Source organism: Teredinibacter franksiae (genome assembly GCF_014218805.1).
Lineage (GTDB): Bacteria > Pseudomonadota > Gammaproteobacteria > Pseudomonadales > Cellvibrionaceae > Teredinibacter > Teredinibacter franksiae.
The window spans coordinates 3,987,621-4,007,418 of sequence record NZ_JACJUV010000001.1 but is presented as its reverse complement, the minus strand read 5'-3'; the positions used below and the strand labels follow the sequence as shown (position 1 = coordinate 4,007,418).

12 protein-coding genes are annotated in these 19,798 nt (G+C 45.5%); 9 read left to right on the top strand and 3 right to left on the bottom strand.

Annotated elements, in window-relative coordinates:
* The first annotated feature begins 603 nt into the window (after positions 1 to 603).
* Both H5336_RS16760 and H5336_RS16755 read left to right on the top strand, forming a co-directional pair.
* Positions 604 to 2,547, top strand: coding sequence for a pectate lyase family protein (locus tag H5336_RS16760; protein WP_185235381.1), 1,944 nt, complete (start codon positions 604 to 606; stop codon positions 2,545 to 2,547).
* A gap of 760 nt (positions 2,548 to 3,307) precedes the next feature.
* On the top strand, positions 3,308 to 5,185 hold the full coding sequence (locus H5336_RS16755) for an endo-1,4-beta-xylanase (protein ID WP_185235380.1): 1,878 nt from the start codon (positions 3,308 to 3,310) through the stop codon (positions 5,183 to 5,185).
* A 791-nt stretch (positions 5,186 to 5,976) separates the two neighbouring features.
* Here H5336_RS16755 and H5336_RS16750 read toward each other — a convergent pair.
* From H5336_RS16750 to H5336_RS16740, 3 genes are all read right to left on the bottom strand, one after another.
* Entirely contained in the window at positions 5,977 to 8,529 is a 2,553-nt protein-coding gene (locus tag H5336_RS16750) for a glycosyl hydrolase 115 family protein (RefSeq protein WP_313557549.1), read from the bottom strand.
* A gap of 468 nt (positions 8,530 to 8,997) precedes the next feature.
* Complete coding sequence (locus H5336_RS16745) at positions 8,998 to 11,157, bottom strand: xanthine dehydrogenase family protein molybdopterin-binding subunit (protein ID WP_185235379.1); 2,160 nt, start codon at positions 11,155 to 11,157, stop codon at positions 8,998 to 9,000.
* A gap of 1 nt (position 11,158) precedes the next feature.
* The gene (locus H5336_RS16740) at positions 11,159 to 11,647 is read right to left on the bottom strand and encodes a (2Fe-2S)-binding protein (RefSeq protein WP_185235378.1); all 489 of its coding nucleotides are present in this window, start codon (positions 11,645 to 11,647) and stop codon (positions 11,159 to 11,161) included.
* Positions 11,648 to 12,550: 903 nt separating this feature from the next.
* Here H5336_RS16740 and H5336_RS16735 point away from each other — a divergent pair.
* The 7 genes from H5336_RS16735 to miaA all read left to right on the top strand — a co-directional run bounded on the left by H5336_RS16735 (position 12,551) and on the right by miaA (position 19,559).
* Positions 12,551 to 14,131: a pectate lyase gene (locus H5336_RS16735; protein ID WP_185235377.1), complete on the top strand. Its 1,581-nt coding sequence runs from the start codon at positions 12,551 to 12,553 to the stop codon at positions 14,129 to 14,131.
* A 101-nt stretch (positions 14,132 to 14,232) separates the two neighbouring features.
* Positions 14,233 to 14,766 (top strand): hypothetical protein, encoded by a 534-nt coding sequence (locus H5336_RS16730; RefSeq protein WP_185235376.1) that lies wholly within the window; start codon positions 14,233 to 14,235, stop codon positions 14,764 to 14,766.
* 9 nt (positions 14,767 to 14,775) lie between these two features.
* Entirely contained in the window at positions 14,776 to 15,723 is a 948-nt protein-coding gene (locus H5336_RS16725) for a hypothetical protein (protein ID WP_185235375.1), read from the top strand.
* 456 nt (positions 15,724 to 16,179) lie between these two features.
* Positions 16,180 to 16,545: a GntR family transcriptional regulator gene (locus tag H5336_RS16720; protein ID WP_185235374.1), complete on the top strand. Its 366-nt coding sequence runs from the start codon at positions 16,180 to 16,182 to the stop codon at positions 16,543 to 16,545.
* Positions 16,535 to 17,230, top strand: a complete 696-nt coding sequence (locus H5336_RS16715) for an ATP-binding cassette domain-containing protein (protein ID WP_185235373.1) — start codon at positions 16,535 to 16,537, stop codon at positions 17,228 to 17,230. The genes H5336_RS16720 and H5336_RS16715 overlap by 11 nt, the downstream gene beginning before the upstream one ends.
* Positions 17,227 to 18,072, top strand: coding sequence for a hypothetical protein (locus H5336_RS16710; protein ID WP_185235372.1), 846 nt, complete (start codon positions 17,227 to 17,229; stop codon positions 18,070 to 18,072). The genes H5336_RS16715 and H5336_RS16710 overlap by 4 nt, the downstream gene beginning before the upstream one ends.
* A 578-nt stretch (positions 18,073 to 18,650) precedes the next feature.
* On the top strand, positions 18,651 to 19,559 hold the full coding sequence (miaA, locus tag H5336_RS16705; protein WP_185235371.1) for a tRNA (adenosine(37)-N6)-dimethylallyltransferase MiaA: 909 nt from the start codon (positions 18,651 to 18,653) through the stop codon (positions 19,557 to 19,559).
* The last annotated feature ends 239 nt before the right edge of the window (positions 19,560 to 19,798 follow it).

Here is a 19,798-nt window from a genome sequence, read left to right as displayed (position 1 = left end):
ATCTCCCATTAACTTACGCCCCTCACAACATCAATTCACTTTACACAACAATATCGACAGCACTGATCATGCATTTGACACACGCCGAAGCCGATTTATTTATCACTTTCTATTTGTACTTAGAATACAGGGAGTAATACGCCCAATTAAGGAGGTGTTAGCGCATTGAATTAATTACTGTGTACCGAAAGGGCAGAATTTATCTGCTCAAAAAATAATAATATTGATTAATCATGTTTGGTATAGTTAATTTGATGGGCTCTACTGTACTTCTTGCCCTGCGTATACATCCCTAACGTAACCGCTCCAGCATTCACCCGGTAGCTTAAAATCACTCTACTCGTGACTTTTCTACTCGCATTGCTAGTGGTATTGAATTGATACTAGGAAGATGTCCATATGTTGCATGGAAAATCGTTAATCCATAACAGTATGGAAAAACGCTTTTTCGTGCTCATTGATCCAATGCCTATCGGGTAATTTGACCTTACTTGGTTTTCTTCATGGCGGTAGCTGTATTCAATTCCGCACCACTGGAAATATTAAGAAACTAAAGGGCTGTACAGCCTAATCAAATCTTGCGTCAATCTAGGAGGCATAATAGTGTCTACTTCAAAAATATTTTACTCAACTATCGCCGGCATTGGGCTCAGTCTGTTTGCCAGTTATGGTCATGCATTGTCCTGCAGCAGCACTGCCGATACCTGGAGTTCCGGGTACGTCCTTAATGTGACTGTAACAAACGACAGCACCTCAACCATCAACGACTGGGACGTAACACTCGGTTTTAATCAAAACCCCAGCGTTACCGGTTCTTGGAATGCGGACATTAACTCATCGGGTAACTCAGTCGAGGCGTCCAATATTGCATGGAACGGTACCCTTGGTGCGGGTCAAAGCACTACCTTTGGCTTTCAGGGAACACACAACGGTAACTTCCAAACACCAAGCTGTTCAGGTTCAGGGGAAGGCTCCAGCTCTTCATCCAGCAGCTCTTCATCCAGCAGCTCTTCAAGTAGCTCTAGCTCTTCATCAAGTAGTAATTCTAGTTCTTCCAGTAGCTCCAGCTCTTCGAGCAGCAGCTCTAGTTCCTCCAGCAGCAGTTCTAGTTCCTCCAGCAGCAGCTCGTCTACTGGTACAGAGCTTGTCATTCAAGAAAACAGCACAGGCTTCTGCTCTGTTGATGGAAGCGTAGACAGCAACAACAGCGGCTACACAGGTGTAGGCTTTGCGAATACCGACAACGAGTCGGGCACCAAAATTGTTTGGCGCGTTAACGTGCAGTTTGCCAGTAGCTACCAATTGGACTGGCGCTATGCGAACGGCTCAAGTAATAACCGTGCGGGTAGCGTTACTGTGAATGGCTCATCCCAAGGCGACGTTAGTTTTCCATCTACCGGCTCTTGGACAAGCTGGAACGAAGATAGCGCCAGCGTGAACCTCAACAGTGGTAGTAACGAAATAGTGCTGCAGGCCAATGCTGGCGAAGGCCTTTCAAACATTGACTCCCTCAGTATCTTTGGCAGCGGTATTAGTGCAGCATCTTGTGAGGGCTCTAGTTCAAGCTCTAGCAGTTCAAGTTCAAGTTCAAGTTCAAGTTCAAGTTCAAACAATAACGGTACCATTAGCATTAATGACAAGGCACCCGGCTGGGCGAGCGTCAGCGGCGGCACCACCGGGGGTGGTACTAACCTTGGCAGTGCTGTCACTGTAAGCAATATGAGTGCACTTAAGTCGGCCGCCAGCGGTAACGCCAGTAAAATTATACTGGTTACCCCAGGCACCTATGATGGCACGCTTTCTCCCGGGGCTAACACCACCATCATTGGCACTAAGCCAGGTGTCGTTATTAGTGGAAACATCAATATCAGCGGTTCGGATAAGAAGAACATCATTATTCGTAACATCGCCGTTCGCGGTAAGCGATGTGGTAGCAACGACGATTGTCGATCAGGCTCCGACGGTGTCTACATTGGTGGTGGTGCCCACCATGTTTGGTTTGATCACGTAGACATAGCCGACGGTCAAGACGGTAATTTTGATGTTACCCGATCTGGCGATTTTGTAACTTGCTCCTGGTGTAAATTCCACTATACCTACGACAAAGAGCACAGCTTGTCGAACCTGATTGCCGGTAGCGATAACGAAACTGAAAGCCGAGGAAAACTCAACATTACCTACATGAACAGCATGTGGGGAGATCGCGTGAATTCTCGTCAACCTCGCGGGCGTTTCGGCAAAATCCATATGCTTAATAACTACCACAAAAATAGCGGTTCGCTTCATGGTGTAGGGCGAGAAATGACACTTCTGGCTGAGGGTTGCTACTACGATGTGTCCGGTAAAAGCGTATTCTTTACCATGGGCGGCCAGCACACTGGCTGGAAAGGTATTGGTAATGAAGGTACAGCCAAAGGCATGAACGACTCTGAAGGCAGCATATTCTCACCGCCTTATAGCTACAGCGTGAAGTCTGCATCCGAGGCCAAGTCGGCGATTCTTTCCAGCAACTGTGGTGTAGGTAATACCTGCAACCTCCAACAGTAGTTCAGTTGTGTTAGAGGGTCTCACTTGGAGGTGTTTATCCATGTGAGACCTATTGCTGCAAAAAATTATGACCACTTTAAGGCACCTCTATTAATTGGTTTTAGCTTGTGCGCATTCTGGCAAGCCTAAGTGTGAGGCGGACTGCACAGCGGAAGGCTAGTGCCTTTCCAAGTAAGCCAACGCTGCAATAAGGTTTTCCTGGCCGCGCCCTTCGGCGATTTGTAAAACAGCTGCAACAAATACAAGAAGCAATCACCACGCCTAGTAAAAAATTTAGTGGCTAGGGAGCTATGAGAAAATGAACTCAATATCGATCAATCGAGGTTGCGTATCAGCCTAGTGTTTCCGATGCGCACCGAACACAAAAAACAACCTATTCGGCTTATGAACACCGCTATTTAATCAAAAGACAACGGCGTTTTCGCTATCGATTAGGCTCGTTATTAGCATCATTTTTGTGGGCGTCATAAACGTCAACATTTTTTTCAGCACACTACGGTATTGAGGTTAAAGAAATAATCATGGCAAAACGTTAATCTCAATTTCATCGCTGAAACATGGCCATAACACGATATCAACAAGTGAACACACTATCGGTCTATCTACGGTCAACACTAGATCTTTCATACTCACGAATCTGGTAGATTTCTTATCTATTCATTATCGACAGGAAGCAATCGTCGTTCTGAAGAAATATTCGGGTCATTCTGAAATATCTAACAGTGTTTCAGCAACTTAATAATAATTGCGAGATAAAAAAATGAAACTAATGCAACTATTTAAATCGAAGGTAAAGCTAAAATCGGCACAACGCTTATCATTCTTGTTTTTATTGGTAGGCTTTTCCCAAGCAAGCTGGGCAAGCTGTGAGTACGTCATTAGCAACCAATGGGGGTCGGGTTTTGTAGCCAGTATTCGGATTACAAACGACGGTTCATCTGCAATTAATGGTTGGGATGTGAGTTGGAAGTATAGCGGTGACAATCGTGTAACCAGCAGTTGGAATGCTAGCTTATCCGGTTCAAACCCATACTCAGCCAGCAATATAGCGTGGAATGGAACCATTAACCCTGGTCAGTCTGCAGAATTTGGTGTTCAGGGTACATCGAACGGTAATGCCGAAACGCCAACCGTAACCGGCGCTGCCTGCCAAGGTGGAAGTAGCTCGTCTTCCAGCTCTAGTAGCTCTTCCTCGTCTAGCTCCTCCTCTAGTAGCTCTTCCTCTAGTAGCTCTTCCTCCTCTAGCTCCAGCTCATCCAGCAGCAGTTCTTCAAGTAGCTCTTCGAGTTCTAGCGGAAACGGCGACCTTACTATTCAAGAGAACACTACGGGTTTTTGTTCTGTAGACGGCTCAGTTGATAGCAACAATAGTGGTTTTACGGGAAGCGGCTTTGCCAATACCGATAATGCCTCAGGCAAGTCAGTTGTCTGGAAAATTAACGTCGCGTCGGGAGGCAACTATATGCTCGAATGGCGTTACGCGAATGGTTCCAGCAATAACCGCACCGCAACTATAACGTCTAACGGCTCACAGGGCAGCGTAAACTTCCCTACAACGGGATCGTGGGCGAGCTGGTCGGTTGATGGTACGTCTATCAACTTGAACTCAGGCGTAAACGAAATTGTGTTGCGGGCCAATACCAACGAAGGCCTTGGCAATATCGACTACATTTCTGTATTGGGTAACGGCATCTCGGCCGCAAACTGTAATGTCAGTAGCTCAAGCTCTTCAAGTAGCAGTTCTAGCTCTTCAAGCTCCTCCAGCAGTAGCTCATCTTCTAGTAGCAGCGTTAATCCCGGGCGTTTCTTCGTTGGTAACATCACAACAAGTGGCAATGTGCGCTCTGACTTCGATCAGTACTGGGATCAAATTACGCCTGAAAATGAAGGTAAGTGGGGCTCCGTCGAAAGCTCGCGTGATAACTACAATTGGGGCGGACTCGATAGAGCCTACAACTATGCCAAAGCCCTAGGCATTCCCTTTAAACAGCACACGATGGTTTGGGGTAGCCAATACCCGAGCTGGATAAATAACCTAAGCAATGCTGATAAAGCCGCTGAGATTGAAGAATGGATTCGTGATTACTGCAACCGCTACCCCGATACAGACATTATTGATGTAGTTAACGAAGCAACACCCGGACATGCACCGGCCAATTTTGCCAAAGATGCCTTCGGCAGTGACTGGATTATTAAATCCTTTCAGCTAACCAGAAAATATTGCCCAAATGCGATATTGGTTCTTAACGATTACAACGTACTGAGGTGGAACACCAGTGAGTTTATTGATATGGCTCGACCTGCAATTAATGCCGGTGTTGTTGATGCGATTGGCCTGCAAGCTCATGGATTGGAAAGTCAGTCAATTTCTGAGCTGAAAACCAATCTGAATCGGATCGCGGATCTTGGATTACCAATTTATATCTCAGAGTATGATATTGCAAAAACCAACGACCAAGACCAACTGAACATTATGCGCGAGCAATTCCCTGTATTTTACAACCACCCCGATGTCGTCGGAATTACGCTTTGGGGTTATGTAGTTGGCGAAACTTGGCGTAATGGTACTGGTTTAATTCAAAGTAACGGTACTGAACGACCTGCCATGATATGGCTAATGGACTATTTAAACCGCTAAATTCTAAGCAGGTAGAAATACTGTTTTAAAAGCCCCCTAATAAATTTAGGGGGCTCATTAAATCCAGCTAAAACTCACAACACTATATCTCCCCATAAACTGAGCGAATAAATTACAGTGTAGAAAAGCTCCTCGTATTAATTCATAGCACGACCAAAATCCATTTCACCAACGGAATATCGAAAAATTTTTTCTTTCGAATAATTAATCGATTACTAACTCCCTACAACTCTGTACAGAGTGCATTTTTTTAATATTACTACTGAAGACAGCCATACCCAAGAGTAACAAAAGAAAGAAAATGGAGGTGTACCGCAAGCACAAGAATACAGTACTATCAAGCTTTGGACGGAACGCCAATATTACAGGCGCATGGAACCCAGCCTTAGCTCAACTGACTCAACGGTTTCAACATCGAACACAGAACGAAGAAATAGCCTCCCCCTAAAATCTCAAGTTAATAACTAACGATTGTCCGTAATCAAATGAATCTCGCATTCTTACGCAGCAATAAAAATAGTGCTGTAGAGACACCAAAAAGATATGCAATTTACGCAGGCCCGCACTTTTGGTCCTACTAGCTTTCACATAAACAATAGAACAGGACCCCACAATATGACTATTTTCGAGGCCCTTCAATACCGCATAATACCCAATAAACGAACGGATTCATCTAGCGACAGAAGGTCAAAAGCAAAACTAACCCGCTTAAAAAATCGTTCAAAACACCGAGAACCAAGCTCTATCAGAACGCATTGAACACGCCATATACTCTTCAAAAATTCAATCGCTCAATACTCCGTCACTCTGATTTTTTGCAGCACAACATTGTCATCCAATCGCCATATCTTGAGGGTTCGCCGCCCACTTTTAACGTCTAAAAAAACTGTTTCGAGCAAATGGTAATTATTGCTCACAGCATCAAACCAATCCCGTTGCTCTTCCGAGCTGACACCACCACCTGTAGGCTGCAAATTCATAACAAGCGTTTTTACTGGTCCCTGATCTAATGAGACTCCCACTCGAACGCCGTCACCCCCGGTAGTATCCAACGAAGGGCTCAGTTTTAATGACACTTTCAAATCGGTACTCTCAGACACAGAAATATCATATTCCAATCGTACATTATCACTAATTTTTGTTGCCGGCTTTCCTTGTGGGTAGGCAACCATAGAAGCTTTAGTTTGACCGAGATCGGGGATAGCAACCCAAGCCACACTTGCACCAGCTGAGCGCCGATCAAAGTTGGAAGCTTCAATGCTAACCGTATGACTTTCATCTTCCTCCTCAACAAACACTACGGGAATATCGTTCCTACCACCTGCAACCCGCGTTACACTTGGCATAGTTTGTTGTGTTGGTTCGTTCCAGTGCACATAATTCATATGTACCTGGTTCATCATGCCATTCCACTTACCACCATTTATCGTATGATATTTTTGAGTTAGCTCTCTATCACGCTTAAACGAATCCTCTACAATCGTTAAAAAATGATTGGCTCGCGCATCATGATGAGACGCGAGACGTCGATTCCAAGCGGTAGCATAGTAAAGCTCATAGAGGTTCGACAAAGCTAAAACCGGGTATTCAATATACTGGAAGAACGCCGACTGTTGCTCTTTCGATATTCGAGGTTTAACCTCTTCCATAAAGGTTACAAGCTGTCGCCACTGATAAACATACTGCCCGAACTCGCCGCCCTTCAGCACTTGATTGGTAACGTCACCAATAGGGAAAGTGCTCTCGTCAATAAGCTCTGGTTTTCTTCGCGCCGCATATTGACTGTAACGGGAAATAAGCTCCGCTACAGCTGGCGCCAACTCGACACCAAAGGTTTGTGCAGCCCACTGCTGAGGATACCGCGCAAGCGCTTCGGAAGTCATTTTCTCTGGATTCCACGCCATTTCCATAAAAAAGTCGAGCGGATATTCCAGTGGTTTGATGTCACCAACATTCACAACCCATATGCCGCGCGCACCACGCTCGTAGGACAAACTCATTTGCTGCCACACCTTGGCAATTTGTACAGTGTTTTGCCACTTATAACTACGCGGCACACCCACATAGTCAAAATGATAATACACCCCATAGCCCCCACTGCGATCCAGCTCCTTAGTAGGCAGCCGCCTCACATTTCCCCAGTTGTCGTCAGCAAACAGCAGCGTTATATCATCCGGTACATCCATGCCTTGATCGTAATAATCCTGAACTTCTTTATACAGCGCCCAGACCTGTGGCGTTTCACTCGCCGGCTTGCCCGTTACTTCTTCAATGATATCGCGCTGGTCAGCGACAATTTTTTCCAGTAAATTTATTGCCGTTCCATCAGACATAGGTTCATCACCATCTCCTCGCATACCGACAGTAAGAAGACTATCAAACGCATCACCATTACCCTTAGACATCATGCGCTCAATGCCACCGCGCCAAAAACTTCGCAGGTTTTTGGCGTTGGTGGTGTAGTTCCAGTCTCCTCCTGTTGTTGGGTCATCGGGGAATGCATGCCATTCGGATTGTGCGCGTGTCATTGGCTCGTGATGCGAAGCACCCATCACAATACCCATTTCGTCCGCCAATAAGGTGTTACGTGGATCATCGAGATGGAATGATTTACCCCACATCGCAGGCCACAAATAGTTACCTTTTAAGCGTAAGATAAGCTCAAATACATGCGCATACATATCGGCATTAACTCCACCAAATGAGTTTTTCGCCCAACCACTGAATGCGGGGTCTTCATCGTTAATAAAAATGCCCCGGTATTTAACCTTTGGTTGATCACGTTGAATACCTGCGGTAACAAAGACATTTTCAAGACGTTGCACGGGAACGTCGGCAAACCAGTACCAAGGGGAAACACCCAGTTGCTCGGAGAGTTCATAGGTGCCGTATATCGCACCACGACGATTTGAGCCCACAATGACCAAAGCTCGCTCTACCTTCGGCCAAGGATTATCAACAACTGATATTTTGTACGCTTCCCATTGCCCAGACAGCCCCGTCGCATCAACAACACCCTCTTTCACCAATCCATCAATGAGTTTACTCTCACCAAGCACACCAATTAGCACCACCGGCTGTTTTATTTTTTTGGGGCTCGAAAGTAATTTCGATCTTTTCCCAGTCAGCCGCTTTAGATCTAAAGTAAAACTCTCAGCAACGCGTTGCACAGCAGAATCTGCACCGGCGTCAATCACAACGGTAGCTGGCCGCCCCCCCTCAATCAAAGCAAAACTGCCGTCGAGATTACTTGTACAAACGGATGCTGGCAAATTGCACGCAAATGCATTCGAAATCAAACTCAGGAACAGAAAGGTTATACAAATGCGGAAAATATTTTTCACGAAAACGCCCTTAAAATAGCAAGATAGCCTCTGATCAAACCCAAGCGGCCCGAGATTTCTCGCATCTATTTATATTCTATTAAATCAGCCAAAATAGCTTTAATTTGGATCGCAACGCGGCTCAACACCAACATCACAAAGGTTTCTTACATTCTAACATAAGGCTCTGATTAAACCGTTTCCCCAAGAAGCAACTGTGTTGTTTACTGCTGCCTAAGTACTAAACAGCTGATGGTAATACTTCTTATCAATACGCCCTGTTTCATTAGACGACTCCCGCCACAGACAGCGATAACTGCGGAATGCGGATTTTGGGATAAATGCCAATGGCCTCTAAACCCCTGACAATGTAACTAACCCTAACAAAAAGGATTCACTGGACGACAACAAGCTCAAAAAAAACACTCAAGTCTGAGCCAAAAAAATCAATCCACATGTTGTATTTTTTCGCAATTTAATCAATGCTTCTTAGCTTTTAAATGGTAAATCTCGATACCGCTTACCGGAAGCCGCAAACACTGCATTACTCAGTGCCGCTGGAAATGGGCCGAGACCAGGCTCGCCCAAACCTGTAGGCTTGATATCTGAATCAACCATGTGTACTCGCACCTTGGGCATATCGTTAATTCTTAACACCGGGTAGTCATGGTAGTTTGAATTGACCACCGCGCCGTCTCTAAAAACAATTTCGGTATGCATCGCCAAGGACATGGCCATCACCACCGCGCCTTCCATTTGTGCCGTGGCACCATCCGGGTTAAGGATTTGTCCGCAGTCTATGGCACAGTCCACATTCAGCACTGTGATATCACCGTCATTTACCTCTACGTGGACCACCATGGCCACATAGCTTCTAAAGCAGTAGTGAACGGCGATACCCACGCCCTGATTTTTTGGCAAGGTATCGCGCTTGTCCCAGCCAGACTTTTCTTTAGCCAGAGCCAGTACGCCTTTAGAGCGTTGCACCTTTTCGGCCTGTTTCGGATCCTTGTTATTGTCGTAGATGGTATTTAAAAATGTATAGGTATCTTTGCCCGCCTTGTGCGCGAGTTCATCGGCAAAGGTACCGAACGCAAAGCCGTAAAAAATAGCGTAAACGGCGCGATACCAACCGATGCGCGTATGGGCTTTGGCCTCTCCGCTCTCGCTGCGCAAATTTACAATACCAAAGGGGTGATCCTTAATAGTGTTTAAACTATCCGCTGGCGCTCGGTCAAGGCTGGGATCAAAGAGCGAGGCAATAGCCGGAAAAGCCGCGCGGTGGAGCCAACCGGTAACATGGCCGTCTTTGTCGATAGAAGCTTTGATATGTTGCGCATTAATCGAGTGATAATAGCCGGTGCGCATATCTTCCTCGCGGGACCAGGTCAACTGTACCGGTGCCTTGATTTTTTGTGAAATTACCGCCGCCTCATGTACATAATCGCACTTAAACTTGCGACCAAAAGCGCCGCCCGCCATTTGTACGTGCACAACAATGTCTTTTGGCTCGCGCTCTAAGTACTGCCCTAACACTTTTTGAATGTCGACAGGGCTCTGAGTTGAAGCCCATACTTCACAGCTATTGTCTTGCACCCATACAACACTGGCGTTGGGTTCCATAGGTGCATGACAAAGATGCCCACCCGTGTATGTTGCGCTGTACAAAATTTCCGCTTTTTCAAATGCGCCTTTAACGTCTCCCCGCTCAGCAGCAAGTCTGGCTGGCTTTTCAACATTGTTAACCAATTGCGCTTTATACTTTTGTGTATCGTAAATTTTATTCTCACCGAGATCCCACTCGATCTTGATCTTCTTCAGGGCTTGCTCAGCTGTCCAGGTATTGTCTGCAACCACAGCAACGCCACCCAGTGAACCATAAGGCACATTAAAGCGCGGTATTTCAATTACATCGATAACGCCTTTCATCGCTAAGGCTTCTTTCTTATCGGCACTAATCATTTTCCCCCCGAGAACCGGGCAGTGGCGTATAGCCGCGTACCTTAATCCCGGCATTTTGGTGTCGATACCGTAGGTTAACTTTCCCTGTACGATATCTCCCTGATTATGCCGAGGCAGACCTTTTCCAATATATCTGTAATCTTTCTTGACTTTTAGTGCTGGCTTTTCGGGTATTGGCAGTTCCGCCGCTTTGGAAGCCAACTCTCCGTAACCCAGTGTTTTATCGTTGTTTTTGTTTTTAACAATATGATTTTCTCCGTAGCACTGGCTTATTGGTAAGCCCCAGACCGCCGCAGCCGCGGCTACCAGCATCTCACGAGCAGCGGCACCGGCTTCGCGCATGGGAATAAACATAAGATGAATACTCGCCGAACCGCCCGTCTCTTGGGGGCCGTATTTTTCGTCGCCGTCGCCTTGCCTTACCGTTACTCGACCCCAATCGGCCTCCAGCTCGTCGGCCACTGCCGCGGGCAGCGCGGTACTAATACCTTGCCCCATCTCACAGCGTCCGCAATAAATCACCGTATCACCACTTTCTGCGATATGGATAAAGGCACTGGGGGTAAATGCTGCATTACCTTTTTGTGCCACGCTAATTCCCGGTACGCTAACACCTAAAATAAGCCCGCCAGCACTCACACCGGCAAGGCCTAAAAATTTACGGCGACTAATATGTGAAATCGTCATCCTAGGCCTCCTTGTTACGGGTGGTTGATGTGTTTGCGTTCATTTCACTTGCGGCATCAGCCACCGCCTTTTTGATACGCTGATAGGTGCCGCAGCGACAAATATTGCCTTGCATTGCACCGTCAATCTCCTCACTGGTTGGCGCCGGGTTGCTAGCGAGGAAGCTGGCAGCATTCATAATTTGTCCCGCCTGACAATAACCACATTGCGGTACTTTATTTTCTATCCAAGCCTTTTGCAGAGGGTGGTCGCCGTTTTCAGATAAACCTTCTATGGTGGTGACACTTCTACCCGCTATCGCCGATACCGGCGTAATACAGGAGCGCGTTGCCTGCCCGTCCACCTGCACTATGCAGGCCCCACATACACCTAAGCCACAGCCATATTTTGTACCGGTGTATTCCAACCGGTCACGCAGAAACCACAGCAGAGGCATTGCCTCATCAACATCAATGGGGTGAGATTTTCCGTTGATCATTAAGGATTTCATCAGTGTTATCTCTTTGATTTTTATGGATTAATAAGAGCTTTATCGTTGAGAATGGCCTGTAAATCACTAGCTCGCAGCCTCTGTTGCTTTTTATTGTAAATCATGTTGTGTGAAGATAATTACAGCAGCAGAGGCTGCCCTTAATGTGTGGTATTAAGGTTAATTCAGTTCAGTAATATCGACTTGACTCAGGTTTTCAATGCACAGACCACCGCAAGAGTAAGCGGTGCACCTACTCTAAGCCTGATCAAAAAAGCCAATTGAATATTGCGGGGGTTGCGCAGCCGCATCCCATATCATTAAACAAGGTAGATGAGACACCCCCTTTCAGTCGCCCGAATACAAATAAAAACAACTTTATATATAGCCAAAACGCCTAGCTCGCACTCAACGAAATCCATTAGCGATGGACCTAATTCGCAACCCTCACATTATTTTTGATATAGGCAGCGGCGAATTTCGTAACAATGGAATTTACAGTTGTCAGCATCAGAGTAAGCCCAGGGAGAAGCAGACTAGGTAGCCAATATTAGCTTAAGCGTAGCGCTGTTAGCATCCGGGAACTTATTCAAATAATACTGGAAGTGATGCAAAGTAGTTTACGCTAGTCTGTCGTGTAGTCTGTCGTGTAGTCTGTCGTGTAGTCTGTCGTGTAGTCTGTCGTGTATAGGCTGTGGTTTAAACAATATAACAATAAGTAATTGATCATTTTTGGCGGACGAAAGTACGCACGAATAGGTTAAGTTTAGACTCGGTTTTACGCAGTTTGTCTTAAATAGCCATTTCGGCGCGTACAAAATCAAACCAAACTTTTGTCTTTTCAGACAAGACACGGATTCGTTTTGCTTTGCGTATCTTTAAAATAAAAATCTAAGCGTAATATGTCGAAAGGAGGCATATCTTATGTTTTCATCCAAATCTTTCCATCTAGCTCTCGCAGGAATAGGGATCAGTTTAATGGCGAATTACGGCCATGCCCTCTCCTGTTCAACCTCCACCGATAAGTGGGATAGTGGTTACGTAGCAAATGTTACGGTAACCAACGACTCAGGCTCAGCCATCAACAGCTGGGATGTAACTCTCAAGTTCGGATCAAGCCCAAATGTAACAGGTTCTTGGAATGCCGATATAAGCACTTCGGGTAACTCCGTTAATGCCTCGAATATTTCGTGGAATGGTAACCTTTCTCCGGGTCAAAGCACCACTTTCGGCGTACAGGGCACTCACAGTGGCAATTTTTCTGCGCCCAGCTGTTCAGGTAGTGGTTCCGGCGACGGCTCGTCTTCGAGTTCAAGTAGTAGCAATAGCTCAAGCTCGAATTCCAGCAGCTCCTCAAGTAGCTCCTCAAGTAGCTCCTCAAGTAATAACGGTGGCCAGAAAATAACCATCCAAGAAAACGGAAATGGCTTCTGCGGTGTTGATGGTTCCATCGACAGCAATAACTCCGGCTATACGGGCAGTGGTTTTGCTAATACAGACAACGCCAATGGTAAGGGGGTGAACTGGTCGGTCAAAGGAGATTCTGGTTCATACACAATTAGATGGCGCTACGCGAACGGCTCATCTACAAACCGTTCAGGCGTATTGAGTTCAAACGGCTCCAATAAATCAACAAGAGATTTCAATGACACTGGCTCGTGGTCAAGCTGGTCGACTACGTCCATTACTGTCAACCTCGGCTCTGGCCAGAAAAACCTGCGTCTTCAGGCCAATCAGGGAGCCGGTTTGGGTAATATCGACTATGTCGAAATAACCGGCCCGAATGTATCAACCGCTTCCTGTAGCAATAACAGCTCCTCAAGCTCCAACTCTTCAAGCAGTAGTTCTAGCTCTTCAAGTTCCTCAAGTTCTACCGGTAACGGCAACTATGGTTCCACTTGTCGCGGTGGTAGCACAACCACGGTTACCTCTACTATTCGTGTAGAAAATGGTGGAACATTTGACGGTGGCTGTAAAACCTATAACGGTGGTGGCGATTTAGGTGACGGCAGCCAAGACGAAGGTCAGGACCCTATCTTCCGTGTTGGCCCAGGTAAAATACGCAACGTTTATATCGGTAGTAACGGCGCCGACGGCATTCATAGCCGCAATGGTGGCGATGTCGAAAATATCTATTGGTCTGACGTAGGTGAAGATGCAATGACCATTAAAGACCCTACAAACGGCGCTACTGTATCGGCAAATAAATTAACTGCATTTAAAGGTTCAGATAAATTTTTACAAGCCAATGACGATGCCACCTGGACAATCAACAGCTGTAGAGTTGATAACATGGGTAAATTCGTTCGCCAGAACGGCGGCAAAACCTTCCCCTTCCATATTGAAGTTACCAACTGTGATATCTCCAATATGAAAGAAGGCATTTTCCGCTCCGACGGCCCCAACAGTACGGCGCGCATTACTAACAGCCGATTGAAGAACGCCGGTGATATCTGTATTGGTAAGTGGAAAAGCTGTACCTCTTCTGGGATAACCAATTACTAATCTGAAAAACATCTAAACAAACTATTTTTGGATGTGAAACTAACCTGCGTATTACATTTTGGTACGCAGGTTATCTCTAACTGTACATAACCGTTGGCACAATGAATAAACAAGTATTATTGATTGGTTTAATAACAACAGCCGTTAGCTTCGCGTACTACCTATACCATTCAAATCGATCCATTGAAAAAGATATCGCGCAAGCACATTCATTTTGCTCTGAAAAAATGGTCGACTTTCATAAGCGCGAACAAAACAAACATCAGCACATAGCCATTAAAACCAAAAATAACATAAATAAAACCAACCCAAGGGTCGCCCCTGAAAGTCAACCGCCGCGGATCAACCTTGAGCAATTGGTATCTCACCAGCATCGCGTACAAGCTGTGACCAATAAGTACGAATTCCTATTGGCATCAGCTCAAGTTGTTAGCGAAGAAAAAAATGAATTACGGCGCTTACTCACGCGCCGAGAGCGCATAGCCAACGCCATGGCTTTTGCCGAATACGACCCTAATATCGACTTAAGCGTTTTAAATGAAGATCTTTACGAAATAGAAGATAGCATTTCACTATTGCTAACCGACCCTATCGACTATCAGCGTTACGAATCTTTAAGAGATAGAAGCCTTTAGAGTATCACGATGAACAACTTCAAAATGTTTGGGCTGTATAGCACTATTTTCAGCATACTGGGATTAGTTTGCGCCTATTTTTTATGGGAGCATGCACACTTATCCAGAATGCTAAATGAGGCACACAATCAGTGTACGCAGGACATAACGCTCTTAAGTGAAAAGACCGAAGAAAATAATGGCGAAATACCAGTCACCCCCTTACCCGCCAACACTACAAAACTCACAAAAGAAATTTCACCTGCGCCAACGTACGCACCTGCATATGAAGACGCACCCATACCACAACAGTTTAGTGAAACATTAGACAATATCGTTAAAAGAAAATACCGCTTCCTTCTAGCCCGCCTACAACTGAGCGATCACGAGCTGACCCTTCTTATAGAACTTCTAGAGAAAAGAGAGAATATTCACCTGCAAATCGGTGACGCTGAAATGTATCCAGACGAATTAGACTACAGCTCATCAGACATTGCAGATCTTCGCTACGATCTGGAACAGACCGACGAGAAAATTGAGCAGCTCATTGGCGACAGTGAAACCGAAAATAAATATACACTACTAAAAAATTCAGACAAAGAGCAAGACGAATTCAATCAGTACGCTTTAGGTTTAAGCGGCTTATTCCCGTTAGATAAGGAGCAACAGGAAACGGTTCTATTTTCTCGCTTGCGACACAAAAAAAAATTTGAGGAGGCCATCACCAAAACAGGTTTCCATATGGATTACCCCCTTACCTATGCACAACAGCAGGAGATTATAGCAAAAGTGAATTTCGCTGCATTTAAGTATAAAGAATCCTATTTAAATGAAGTTAAACCTAACCTAGAATTTGACGACACCCCTATGAGCCAGTTCACCTTGCTGGAAAACTATACAAACACAGAGTTTGAGCAACTACAGGAATCTCTACGTAAAACCATTGAAAAACGTGGCGTAATGGACCCATACAAATAACCCACCACCCGTCTATTTTATTACGCCGACCGCCCTGTTAATCACGCACTTGAACACAAAAAAACCACCAAAATATTTAACAAGTATCTACAGAAACCCACTATTGAGAAACCCCTATTGCACGCACCATGCCCGCCATTAAAATCCAAATTAGGCTTCCATCAGATACTGATCTGTTCAAATGCCAACTACTAATTTGCCTACAGATAAAGCAAGCCTGCAAAACGCCTAAAGGACCTTCATTTTTTACCGTGTACGACATACAAACCAGTAAAAATAGCGAATATTACCTCGCCGACACCATTCCATCCCCCATGTAGCACAGACGATCTCGAGCCCGGCCCCTTAAACCGCAACTCTTTGTTACACCAGTGATTGACATACGGAACCAAAACCCCTACTATTATAGTGTACTAGCTTACTATTACACTATATGTAGCGCATAAAGGCTTATAGATGATGCAGTTTGATTCCAGAAAGGGCGCTCTTTACCAGCAGCTGGCCGACTACCTAGTCTTCAAGGTGGTTCAGGGTCGGCTTTCGGCCGGAGATAAACTGCCTTCGGCCCGGGAGTTAGCAGTGGAGGCAGGCTTGAATCCCAATACCGTTATCCAAGCATTTCAAGAGCTGGAACGACGCGGTATTTCAGAAACCCGGCGAGGTAAGGGTACTTTCGTCCGGGAAGAGGTTAACACCACAGCGCTTCGCCACGAACGGCTCACTAAGGTCACACAAGATTACCTAAATGAAATCAGGTCATTAGGATTGGCCCCTGAAGACGGCCTAGAAGTATTAAAGGAGAATATTCAACATGATCGCTAGCTTTAAAGAGGTCTCAAAGCATTACAGCAGCGGAGATGGCGTGGAAGCACTGAGCTTTTCGGTAGAGAGAGGCCAAATCATCGGCCTGCTCGGCCTTAATGGCGCAGGTAAAACCACCACCATGAAACTCATGGCCGGTATGTTACATCCGCAGTCGGGAACCATCGATGTAATGGGCAAGACACCCAGAGAGGGGCGTCACAATGTGGCGTTTCTAGGCGACAGGCAGAGCTTCCCCTCATGGATGGCGCCTAAAGACATGCATAAATTTATGGCCACTTTTTACGCGGATTTTCAGCCAGACAAATTTTATCAGTTGATGAAAGATTTGGATGTACCCGCAAAGGCCCTCGAACAAATGTCACGAGGCCAGCGACAAAAATTGAAAATAGTCGCGACTATGGCCAGAAAGGCGGCGCTCTACCTTTTGGATGAACCCCTCTCCGGTATTGATCTTGTTGCACGTACAGGCATATTAAAAACCCTAATCGAATACTGGGATGAAGACTCCTGCGTAATATTGTCTACACACGAAATCAAAGATACCGATCCATTTTTGGATCGTGCGATTTTCATTGGCAACGATGGTTGCATTAAGGCCGATGAAACGACAGAAAGTATGCGGGAGCAGGGCTTGGGGGTTGCCGACCGCTTTTTACAGGTTTTAGGAGGGCAAGCCGAATGAAGCAACTGATATTCACTATTATATGGCTTGAGTTTACGCGCACTAAAGCGCGCAATTGGCTATTGCTTATATTAATTTTAGTTAGCGGCTTTATGCTGTTGTCTTACGGCCACTCAGTGGCAGGCATTCAAAAACACTCGAATGGAGATACATCCAATATTGAATTTATATCCCCCGAACGGCTCGCCGTGCACCAGGGTATTAACGATAATTTCGTGCCGCTCTCTAGCATACCAACGGCCTTAGTGACCGCTACGGCAAGTTTTATTGGTTTTATCATATTACTGACCATCCCCTTCCGCAGTAGACAAGAGTGGGAGGATGGTCAGTTTCAGATGATATCCATGGGCAGGTTCACTTTTTATCAGGTAGAAGTAGCACGCTTCCTTTCCTACTTATTTTTGGCTGCTTTTTTCTATAGCGTTTTGCTGCTAAGTTCCAGCCTGTACGCTTGGCTAAGCGGAGTGGTTACACCTCAGGGGATTAAAACGATGAACCTCTTTATTGGTTATTTATTTCTATCGTTGGTACCCCTTATGCTGTCTTTCGGGGTGTTCGTATCGGCCATCAATACCGCCTACTACCGGGATGGCGGCAGTAAGCTTTTAACTTTAGCCAAATATATCAGCTGCTTTTGTTTTTTTGTGTTAGTTATAAAGGTATTCAACGGGATAGAAGGATTGAATACGCAACTATTCCCAACGCTAGATTTACAGTTTTCAATTAAACCTTTATTTGAGCACACAGCTAAACTAAATTTCGAATTTTTATTACTTTCGCTGTCGGGTGCGGCCGGCTTGCTATTCATGTCCGCACGCATCATGGAAGAAGTAGAGGATTAAATGATTATTAAGTCTGTTATATTATTGATTTGCGCTGGCGCTATCTACAAAGCGCTGAAAGGTACTACCAGTCCGTCGGCAAAGATAGGCATGTGCTGTTTAATTTTTTGTACTGTTATCTTGGCCTTGCTCTAGCAAAGCTGGCCACCATTCCAATCCGGCCAACGCCGCCATTCATGCGCGGCGTTAAAACTTTTCACAAGCCCGCAGTATGCCTGCAATTTTTTTCTTGTGCATGAATCGCACACAAAGTCAGAGACCAAGAGCAATTAGTAGAGGCATCTTTAGTAAGGCTGACGCCTTTTTACAAACAGCCGGTAGCTATCACCTAACCCAGGCCTTGGAACTGGCGATGTTCTGCGCCCTTTATGCAACCCTCTTTGAAGCCAACACAAAGACCTTGTCATCAATTTGGGCGACGTTGTTCTGCCCGCAATATCAAATTTACGCCAGCAGTACACGTAGCTCTTCAGTACAATAGAATATTTCGTCTTTTCTTGATCCCGTCAGCAAAGCACTAAGAATTCAGTCGATACAATGGGCCCATTCAAGCTACCCGAATCAAAGGCGCAAACCCATTGGATTTAAATGTCAACCTGATAGTCGTTCTTGGCGCTACCGCGTCAGGCAAAACATCACTGGGCGTTAAAATAGCCCAGCAATTAGGAGGAGAAATCATTTCAGCCGATTCCCGACAGGTATATCGCGGTATGGATATCGGCAGCGGGAAAGACCTGCACGAATATGGCGATACCCAGCACCACCTCATTGACATTGTCGACCCCGGCTATGAATTTAACGTATATGAATTTCAGAAGCGCTTTTACGATGCATTTACCACTGTAAAGCAAAGGAGTCACCTACCGCTATTAGTAGGTGGCACCGGCATGTATCTAGATTCTGTTTTGAATAAATACCGTTTTACTGAAGCCCCCATCAACCCACAACTAAGAGAAGAGCTTAGCGCACAACCCCAACATGCATTAGAAATCAGGCTAAAGCATTTGCAACCTACACTGCACAACACCACCGACCTGTTAGATCGTGAGCGACTTATAAGAGCCATTGAAATAGCCGAGGCAACGCGGGCAGAGGAAGCCAACGATGTAAACATACCGGAACTAAACCCCCTAATATTCGGCATAAAATGGGAAAGGGCGGAACTGAGAAAACGCATTACCCAACGCCTAAAAGAGCGCTTAGAACAAGGCCTAATAGAAGAAGTGGAACAGCTTCAAAAGCAAGGTGTTAGCTGGGACACCCTATATTTTTACGGCTTAGAATATCGCTTCGTTGCCGCCTATTTAAAAGGCGAACTAAACCGCAACGACATGGTTCAGAAGCTAAATTCAGCTATTCATACTTTTGCTAAACAACAAGAAAAATGGTTCCGCCGTATGGAACGAAAAGGCACCCGCATTATTTGGTTAAATGGCGGCCCCACTGTATTCCAGCAGGCTTTTTGCAGTCTATCACGCGACCATTAACAGAACCCAAAAAATAGAATGCTATAAACTGTCAATAATAGTAAGCAATTTATTCGAGCGATTAACGCTAGTATAGAATGCCGTTTAGGCTAAATATTTATCTGCCGACATCGTCTATTTCTGGTGGATAAAATTGGCCTAATTTAAAATATTTCTGCAACTTCTCTACCGCCTTGTCTGTAACGGGTTCGGCCGCCACGACCGTAGCAAAAGGTAAAATCTGGTCTATAGCCAAGCGT